This window comes from Duganella rhizosphaerae (assembly GCF_040364205.1).
In the GTDB taxonomy this organism is placed as follows: Bacteria; Pseudomonadota; Gammaproteobacteria; order Burkholderiales; family Burkholderiaceae_D; genus Rugamonas; species Rugamonas rhizosphaerae.
Window position 1 is genome coordinate 1 of the sequence record NZ_BPWK01000040.1, and the last position, 4,467, is coordinate 4,467.

Below are 4,467 nucleotides of genomic sequence, written 5' to 3' on the forward strand. Positions count from 1 at the left end.
TGAAACAACTCTGCGCCGATGATAGTGCTGCAACCAGTGTGAAAGTAGGTTATCGTCAGGCTAGTTATACTAAAAAGCCCACCAGGTGATCCTGGTGGGCTTTTTTTCGTTTGAATGCTTGTGTTTGCACCATAGAAAATAATTAACGTGTATTATTTGGTAATTATTTCATTGGGGAGACAATCATGCAACGCCAACTACAATGGGCCTCTTTGAGCCTGATCGCCGTTTTGCTGACCGCCTGTGGCGGTTCGAATGTGGACAGTACGGCTCCACGCACCGCAGGCATGCGCATGGGCGCCGCAGGACCGACCGCGCCGCCCACCGCCTCCGCACATGCCGCAATGGTCCAGGCGCTCTACCTGGCCTATTATGGCCGCGTCCCCGACAGTGGCGGACTGGCTTTCTGGACTGGTGTCTTTGATAATCTTAATCTGCCTGTTACCGCGTCCGCCTTCTACGCTGCCTACGGCAGCGATGCCACCGTCAAAACGGTGCTCGATGGATTTGGACGAAGTAATGAAGCGTCCGACCTGTATGCCGGCACCAACGCCGAATTCGTTAATACTGTTTATATCAATTTATTTGGACGCTATGCCGATGGCGGAGGTCAGAATTTCTGGGTTGCCGCGTTGGATAGGCAGGCCATCACCCGATCATTTGCCGCGCTGGCCATTCTTGTCGGCGCGCAAGGCGATGACCAGGTCGCCCTGGCAAAAAAGAACGAAGTCGCGACCCGCTTCATGGCCGCGCTGACCGCTGCGGGCTTGACGGATACTTCGCCCAAAGGTGTCACTGGCGCCGACTTGCTGGCCCAGGTCAATGCGACCACCGATCTGGCAGCGTACCAGGCTGTGATTGATGCGGCGGTGCAGTCGATAGCCCAGGACATAGCACCGACCAGCTTGCTGCGCTACACCGCCTTCCAGAACGTCTACAGCGAGATAGCGACGCCAGTGCGGTACTGGCTGTCGTTCGGGCGCGGGACAATTCCCGTCCCTAGCGGCAAGTTGGTGTTCGGATTGGGCGAGCGCCAGATTGGCTTCGCCAAACTCACGGCATCAAGCAACCCCGCCGTGTCGTATGACGCGCCCATCGTTGCCTCAGCGTCGGTTGCCAGCCAGCCTGACGGCACTTCCCCTACGATGCTGATGCTGTGTCAGGCCGCGACGGATGCGGCGACCGACGGCGCCCGCAATAAATCAACGGACTTGCTGGTGCTGAATGCGGCGCAGATGATTACTTCCGCCCAGGAGCTGGCAGGGCAGACGCTGGCTACCTACCGTGAAGATTGCGGTGTCGTCACTACGCAAAATATTGTGTTCGCTCTGGATGGCTCCGCAGCGGTGACCGATACAGGTGGTACTAAAATATATCCGGTCGCCTCGGTGCAGACCGCGTTGAATGGTGTACTGGCAGGCAGTCTGACGGTCAGGGATCTTTCCTGGCGCGCTTATCGCTACACCAAGGCGGACGGCTCGATCAAGTATGCGATCGTCAGCCGGACGATGTCGCACACCGGCGTTCCGCCTGAGACGCCGACCGTCACCGCCGCAAGTGCCACGACAGCGGCCGGCGCGCTGTCGCTGTGGTCGCAGGAGTAAAGCACGTGGCGCCGATGCTAGCGCGTTGGCGCCAGCATCGGCAGCGTCAATGTAAACCGGGTGCCGCCGCCGGTCTCGCTAACAACGTCAATGGTGCCGCCCAGGATTTCGGTGACGATGTTGTGGACGATATTCAGGCCCAGGCCTGAGCCTCCCACCCCCAGCTTGGTGGTGAAGAAGGGATCGAAGATGCGCGACAGGTAGTCCTTCTTGATACCGACGCCGTGGTCCTCAACCGATAACGTCACCAGGCCCTGCGGGGAGAGGCTGGCCGAGATGTCGATCAGGCCTTCGCCGCGGCCTTCGTAGCCGTGCAAGATGGCGTTGTTGATCAGGTTGGAAATCACCTGCCCGATGGGGCCGGGGTAGCTTTCCATCATCAGGTCCGGCGGTATCCTTTGCTGTATCACGAATGGCGTGCGCTTGATCGTCGGCTGCAATGTCAGCACATTGCCGGCCACCACCTCGGCCAACAAAAAGCTGCGTCGTTGCGAGCTGGTCTGGTCGACCGCCACCTGTTTGAAGTTGGTGACGATGTCCGCCGCGCGATGCAGATTGCGGCTCAGGATATCCACCGACAGTTGTGCATTCTGGATGTAACTCTCAAATTCCTTGCGGGTGATGCCGCCTTCCGTCGTCAGGTGCTTGGTGATATCGCCGGTCTGCATTTCAAACGTGGTGGAGGCCATCAGGCTGTTGCCGATCGGCGTATTGAGCTCGTGGGCGATGCCGGCCACCATGGCGCCCAGACCGGCCAGGCGTTCGTTGCGCACCAGGTCTTCGCGCGCCTTGTCCAGCGTGGCGATCATGTCCTGCAATTCGCGGTTGGCGCGGCGCAGCGCCAGATGGGTGTTGATGCGCGCCAGCACCTCTTCGATCTGGAATGGTTTGGTGATGTAGTCCACGCCGCCGGCATCGAAGCCGGTGACTTTTTGCTTGGGGTCGGTCAGGCCGGTCATGAAGATGACCGGGATATCCTTGGTGGCCTTGCCGGCCTTGAGGCGCCGGCAAGCTTCGAAGCCGTCGATGCCGGGCATGACGACATCGAGCAGGATCAGATCGGGCTCGGCGAATTCCGCGCGCATCAAACCTTCGGCGGCGGTTTGCGCCAGCACGATCATGAAGCCGTGCCGTTCAAGCCGGTCCAGCAGGGCCGCCAGATACGAAAGAGAGTCATCGACGATGAGTATCGTCGGCATCGGCACTACGGGGATCTCGCTCTGGTTCATCACGCAGCCTGAGGATATTCGCGGTGGAGATAGTATATGCATACTGTTCCGGCGGCGGTGAAAAAAGAGCGGGAGCGTTGCGCCTACAGCAAATTCAATCCCTTCAACATTACCAAAAGAATCAGTACTGGCGAGATATAGCGCAGCAGGAAGAAGACGATGCGTATCGTGGTCCGGTTGGTCAATGTGCCCTGGTTCGACAGTGCCTGGCCAAACTTGTCGGCGCCCCATACCCACCCTACAAACACAGCCAGCAAGATGCCGCCCAGCGGCAGCAACACGTTGGAAGAGACGAAGTCGAACAGGTCGAACATATTCATGCCGAACAGTTTGAATTCGGCCAGTACATTGTTGGTCAACGCGCAGCTGGAGCCAAGCAGCATCAGGCCGGCGATGGTCAGCAGCGTGGCCTTCGCACGGCTGAGGCCGAAACGTTCGTGCAAGATCACGACCGGCACTTCCATCAGCGACAGCATCGCACCCGTAGCGGCCACCGATGCCAACACGAAGAAGGCGACCATCAATAACTGGCCGCCGGGAATCTGCGAGAACACGGCGGGGATAGTGATGAACACCAGGGCCGGACCTGCCGCCGGTTCGAAGCCGAAAGTAAACACCGCCGGGAAGATCGCGATGCCCGCCAACATGGAGACGCACAGGTCGGCGGCCATCACGCGCAGCGTGGTTTGCGGAATATTCTGGTCGTCGCGGAAGTAGGAGCCGTAGGTCATCATCGTGCCCATGCCCAGCGACAGCTTGAAGAACGCCAGGCCCATCGCAGTCAGGATGACGCCCGCCGTGATCTTGCTGAAGTCGGGGCGGAACAGGAAGGCCAGGCCGTCGACCGCTTTGTCCAGCGACAGGCTGACCGCGCACAGCACCAGCAACAGCAGGAACAAGATGGGCATCAGTTTTTTTGCGATACCCTCGATGCCTTTGGTGACACCCATCAGCAGGATGCCGCCGATGAAGGCCAGCACGCCCCATTGCCACAACAGCGACTGCACCGGGTCGGCGATCAGCGCGCTGAAAGCGCCTTCGGTGACATGGCGGTCGCTGCTCAGGATGGAGCCGCCGATGGCCTTGAATACGTAAGCGAATACCCAGGCCACCACTTCGGAATAGAAGGACAGGATCAGGAAGGCCGCCGCCATGCCTGCCACGCCGACCAGCCACCACGGCAGACCTTTTTTCGGGCTGAGATTTTGCAGCGCCGTAATCGGATTCGCTTTAGCCGCGCGGCCCATCGTGATCTCCGCAATCATGACGGGCAGGCCGATGACCAGAGTGGCGAGCAGGTAGATCAGCAGGAAGCCAGCGCCGCCGTTGGCGCCGGTCAGATAAGGGAACTTCCATATATTACCAAGCCCTACGGCCGATCCCAGCGTCGCTGCGAGTACGCCGAAGCTGGAGCTGAAGCCGCCGCGCTTGATGGTGTGATTGGTCATTGGATGTCTTCCTGCCATGTACATAAAGGGCGCGATTGTAGCAGTTCGAAAAAAGGCCTTGCGGATATGGCGGGGGCTTTGCTATAGTCCGCCCCCTCGCAGAACACAGCGCATGTTGCTGAGTGAAGCGAGAAAAAGTAGGGGTTGACGAAACGATCTAAACGCTTCATACTCTTTCTTCTTCGC

Annotated in this window: 3 protein-coding genes; 1 reads left to right on the forward strand and 2 read right to left on the reverse strand. The window is 59.2% G+C overall.

Going from position 1 to position 4,467, the window contains the following annotated elements; genetic code table 11:
• Positions 1 to 185: 185 nt before the first annotated feature.
• Positions 186 to 1,604, forward strand: a complete 1,419-nt coding sequence (locus tag RUGAMON1_RS32440) for a DUF4214 domain-containing protein (protein ID WP_445234389.1) — start codon at positions 186 to 188, stop codon at positions 1,602 to 1,604.
• Positions 1,605 to 1,621: 17 nt separating this feature from the next.
• Here the strand turns inward: RUGAMON1_RS32440 and RUGAMON1_RS32445 are convergent, their stop codons facing one another.
• Positions 1,622 to 2,833, reverse strand: a complete 1,212-nt coding sequence (locus tag RUGAMON1_RS32445) for a sensor histidine kinase (protein WP_445234390.1) — start codon at positions 2,831 to 2,833, stop codon at positions 1,622 to 1,624.
• 83 nt (positions 2,834 to 2,916) lie between these two features.
• Positions 2,917 to 4,281, reverse strand: coding sequence for a sodium-dependent transporter (locus RUGAMON1_RS32450; RefSeq protein WP_445234391.1), 1,365 nt, complete (start codon positions 4,279 to 4,281; stop codon positions 2,917 to 2,919).
• Between the last annotated feature and the right edge of the window lie 186 nt (positions 4,282 to 4,467).

Coding starts and splice junctions, on each gene's coding strand:
- RUGAMON1_RS32440 (WP_445234389.1), top strand. CDS start 186: ATGCAACGCCAACTACAATGGGCCTCTTTGAGCCTGATCGCCGTTTTG.
- RUGAMON1_RS32445 (WP_445234390.1), bottom strand. CDS start 2,833: ATGAACCAGAGCGAGATCCCCGTAGTGCCGATGCCGACGATACTCATC.
- RUGAMON1_RS32450 (WP_445234391.1), bottom strand. CDS start 4,281: ATGACCAATCACACCATCAAGCGCGGCGGCTTCAGCTCCAGCTTCGGC.